The sequence below is a fragment of the Roseiarcus sp. genome (assembly GCF_052145395.1).
Taxonomy (GTDB): Bacteria; Pseudomonadota; Alphaproteobacteria; order Rhizobiales; family Beijerinckiaceae; genus Roseiarcus.
The window spans coordinates 1-3,948 of the sequence record NZ_JBKQOT010000524.1 but is presented as its reverse complement, the minus strand read 5'-3'; the positions used below and the strand labels follow the sequence as shown (position 1 = coordinate 3,948).

At 63.0% G+C, this 3,948-nt stretch carries 1 protein-coding gene; it reads right to left on the bottom strand.

Annotated features, from left to right (window positions below):
* The coding region (locus ACLP25_RS18035) for a Stf0 family sulfotransferase (protein ID WP_442470551.1) at window positions 1-3,783 on the bottom strand (3,783 nt) is incomplete at its 3' end.
* Window positions 3,784-3,948: the final 165 nt, after the last annotated feature.

Here is a 3,948-nt window from a genome sequence, read left to right as displayed (position 1 = left end):
TAGCTCAACACTCATACCCTTCTCGACGCTCTTCCGATCTTGCCGAAGCTCTGCGCCTGCGGAAGAGGCGACATAGTCCGACAGCAGTTTTGGCCCGATCAGGCCGAACTCACAATTCGTGGCCGCGAAGAACCGGTCGATCGAGGCCTCGTAGAGGGCGCGCACGTGGCGGCTGAAAGGCTCGGCGCCCATCACGTTGCCGCAGATGTAGTGGCCCTTGTGCCCGCCGCGCCATTGCAGATTGAGGAAGTGGCTGCCGCGATAGGGGAACGGCCTGAGGAGGATCAAGTCGGTGTCCATCCACAGGCCGCCGCGCTCGTAAAGCACGGCATAGCGGAAAATGTCGCTGAAATAGCGGATTTCCGATCCGGTGACGATGCGGTCGTAGAGGCCTCTCGGAACGACGTCGGCGGCCTGGCGCACCTCGACGCCGGCCGCCGCGAGAAAATCGAGCTTCTGCGGCGTGTAGCTCCACAGGCGCACCGGGTGGCCGGCGGCGCGCATCGACTTCATCGCCGCAACGAGAATGTGGTGGTCGGCGGCGTCGGACATGATTTCGTAAAAGCAGTGGATCTGCGGAAGCGCCGCGTCGGCCTGGCTCAACAGCGGGGCGAGGCGCGCATCGAATGGGCGTGAGGCCTCGCGCCGCTCGGCGGGCGAATCGACGGAGCGCAGGAAGGGAGCGATGGAGAGGAACCCTTCCTCGACGGGCTTCGCCGTGGTGGCGCTGGTCTCGGCTTTCAGCATCGTTCGATCGTTCTCGCTCTGGTGCGCCTCGACGGAGAGCGCTGTGGGGATCAGCTTGGGTCGCCAGGGTCCGGAACAAGCAGTCGCAATCTTCTGATTGGCCTGCAAAAACCTTTTCTTGATCTCGAGCTTCGACGGTGTTCCCGGGTCGCGGAACTCAATTGGCTCCTGCTCGACGTAATTAAGGTCAGTGGATGGCACTATGAGGCCGAAGGTCTCGACAATGTTTCGTAGTGTCGAAGGAAGGTCGTCCTTCATCTGTTCGTAGCAGATGATGAGCGGCGCAATGGCGTTTCGAGCAAAGAAGAGGCGCCAAGCAATGCTGTCAGCCGCTAGCGTCTCCATACCCCTAGCGATTAGGGCATTGTCGAAGAACTGCGGGTTCGGCGCCGGGCTCGACGTGACGGCACCGTCGAGCCCCCAACGTCCAGTGAGCATGGCGACATGATATGAGACTGCCTGCGCCAACAAATCTTCGCGATAGAGGTATATGAAATGAGCGTTTTGAAATAGATCGAGACCCTCAGGGTTGTTGAGATAGCGTTCGCGCTGCCCCCAATGGATCTTGGCGGCAAAGATTCCATTGACGGTTCGTCGTTTGAGGAGAGTCGCTATGTAGGCTCCGCGGGCGGCGCTGTCGGTTTCGAGCAGACGGCTGTCGCGAAGCGCGTCGACGCCAAGTCGCGGGCCGATGACTCTTGAATGCAAGTCGTGGAAATATTCGTGCGGAACTCCGATTCCATTATGGATCATCGCGCGGCATAATAAGAAGCTTCCCGACCGTCCCGTTGTGCAGATCAAGACCTTATTGCGAGCCTGGCAAGCAGGTTGGTCAAAGGTTTCGGCGTTGACCGCCAGTTCAGAAATGGCGGCTCGTCTGACGGTCGCTCTGCTTTGTCGCACTGCCGACGCTTCATACTTCATCGTTTCGCGTTGGATGGCCGCCGTTTTGTGGGGCGCCCCTCCTGACGCCGCGAGCGCTGGCTTGCCCCACCCCTCGGTCCCCACCGTCCCCGACAGCAACCGCTCAGCATCCCCGAGCACGCGCCGGACGTCCTCCCCATCGACCGTCGCAATCCAGGCTTGGCTGTCGTCGACGCCATAGCTGATCATTAGGCGCTCGCCGTCGGGATGCCAGACGAGGCCGGCGGCGAATTCGACGCCGCGCGTCGCGAAGAAAAACTGCCGGCTCACGCCACGCAGCTTCAGCTCCTCGTCGAACCAGACGAAACGGTGGCGGTAATGCCGCTGCCCGCCCCGCACCCTCGCCTGGTGGACGAGCGCCAGCCATCCGCCGTCGAATGCGATCAGTTGCGAGCCGCCGCGGAAGTCGGTCGCCTGGATCGGTGGGACGGTCTCGGCGACCGTGCGCGCTTCTTCGTCGACGACGCGGGTCGGATCGCAGAGATAGACGAACTGCAAGGCGTCGCCGGCGACGCGCGGCATCCAGTTCTTTTCGTGCCGCTGCGGCCCTTCCGGGCGCAGAACGCGCCAGTCGGCGAGCGAGCACGGCCCCCCCGCGCCGCCCTCGTCGATCCGCGCCAGCACCTGTTCGCACCAGCCACCGTGCGACAGTTCGCGGACGCAGGAAATGGACCACACACCACCGCGCCAGGGAAAGGGGCGCATGTCCTCGAACCCCAGGGCCTTGGGCCAGGCGGGCTCGGGCAGGTCCGGCGGCGCCAGGATCTCGCGCGAAGACCGGACGGCGAGGCCGCCGTCGAGGCGCAGGAGGAAATTGCGGGTGCGAATCGGCCCACCGTCCTTGGTAACGTAGCGCCGGTCGTCGCCCTCGGGGATCGCAGGGTCGATGACGTAGTTGACGGCCCGCTGCACTAGCACGATTTCGTTGCCCTCCCGCGTAACGGACGGATTCGTCGCCAGATACCCGTCGGGCGGAACGAACCCAACTTGGCGAGGCGCAAAAGAGGGCATGATTTTCATCGCGCTCTCAATGTAAAAATGCAAATTCGAGAGGGCGAGGTTGCGCTGCGCTTCAGGAGCCGACCGGTTCAGCGCCAGCCAGTTGCAGGCCGCGAAGCCGCGGTCCTTCAGTTCGGGATCGCGCGCATAATTGGCGGCGATCGAGCACTCCTCCTTGAACCCGAAATTGTAGACGAAATCCTCGACGAAGAGCGTGTCGCCACTGGGCGGCGGCAGCGCGAGCCCCGCCTCCGAAAAAAGCACGCTAGCCTCATTCATCCCCTTTTCGCGGTAGAAGCGCGCGAGGTCGTAAAGCGGTTCAGAACGGTGCGGCCGCTGGTTGAAGGCCGCGAGCGCCTCGCGCAAGAACCCGCCCTCGTCCTTGAGCGTCCTGAGGCAACGCGCCTGCTGAAAGCGGGCGTACCAGGCCTCCTCGTCCCATCCGCCCATCTCCGCCCGCTTGGCGTAGGCCTTGACCGCCTCGGCAGCGCGGCCGGCATCCCGCAGCGACTGGGCGAGATAGAACTGATAGCGATGGCTCTCGGGCTCCGTCTTCAGCGCCTCGCTCAATAGCCGAATGTCGCGTTCGAACTTGTCCACCCGGTTGGCGCCACTCGCGTGGTCCCTGTACCACGCGCAGCTCAGTCGCTGGTTCTCTCCCGCCACATCGATGTATTCGTGCGTGACGCCGCGGTAGCGGGCGCCCGCGTCACGACGGACGAGCCGGGTATTCCAGTAGCTGATACTGCTTCGCTGCAGGAGTTGGCAGCTTGGCGCCTCCAATTGGCTGCGGAAATCCGGGTCCTCGACGACCAACTCCATGTCGGCGTCGCAGAACAAAAGGTAGTCGTACGGGAGGGGGGAGGCGTAGGCGCAGTCGAGCGCGGCGTTCCTGGCCTGCTCGAAATTGACGAAAGGGAAGCTGTGGAGCTCCCCTGGGACGCCGCGCTCGGCGAAAAAAGCCTTGATGAACTCCTGCGTCCCGTCGGTTGACCCGGTGTCGCCGATCACCCAGCAGGCGATATGAGGCGCGATTGCGCGGAGACAGCGGTCGAGGTTCGCCATCTCGTTCTTCACGATCATGTTCAGACAAAGCGTCTTATCGTCGACCATGCGCCTCTCGCCTCACACCGCTTTTTTATAGTAAGATATCAAAAGTCGAGCAATGGGCCTGGCCGGATTCGTCAGGCAGGCTTCATTCGGCGCGTGGCGAGGTATTAGCGGACAATGACCGACCAATCGCTCCGACCGGCGCGCCTCATCACCACTTTCGGCACC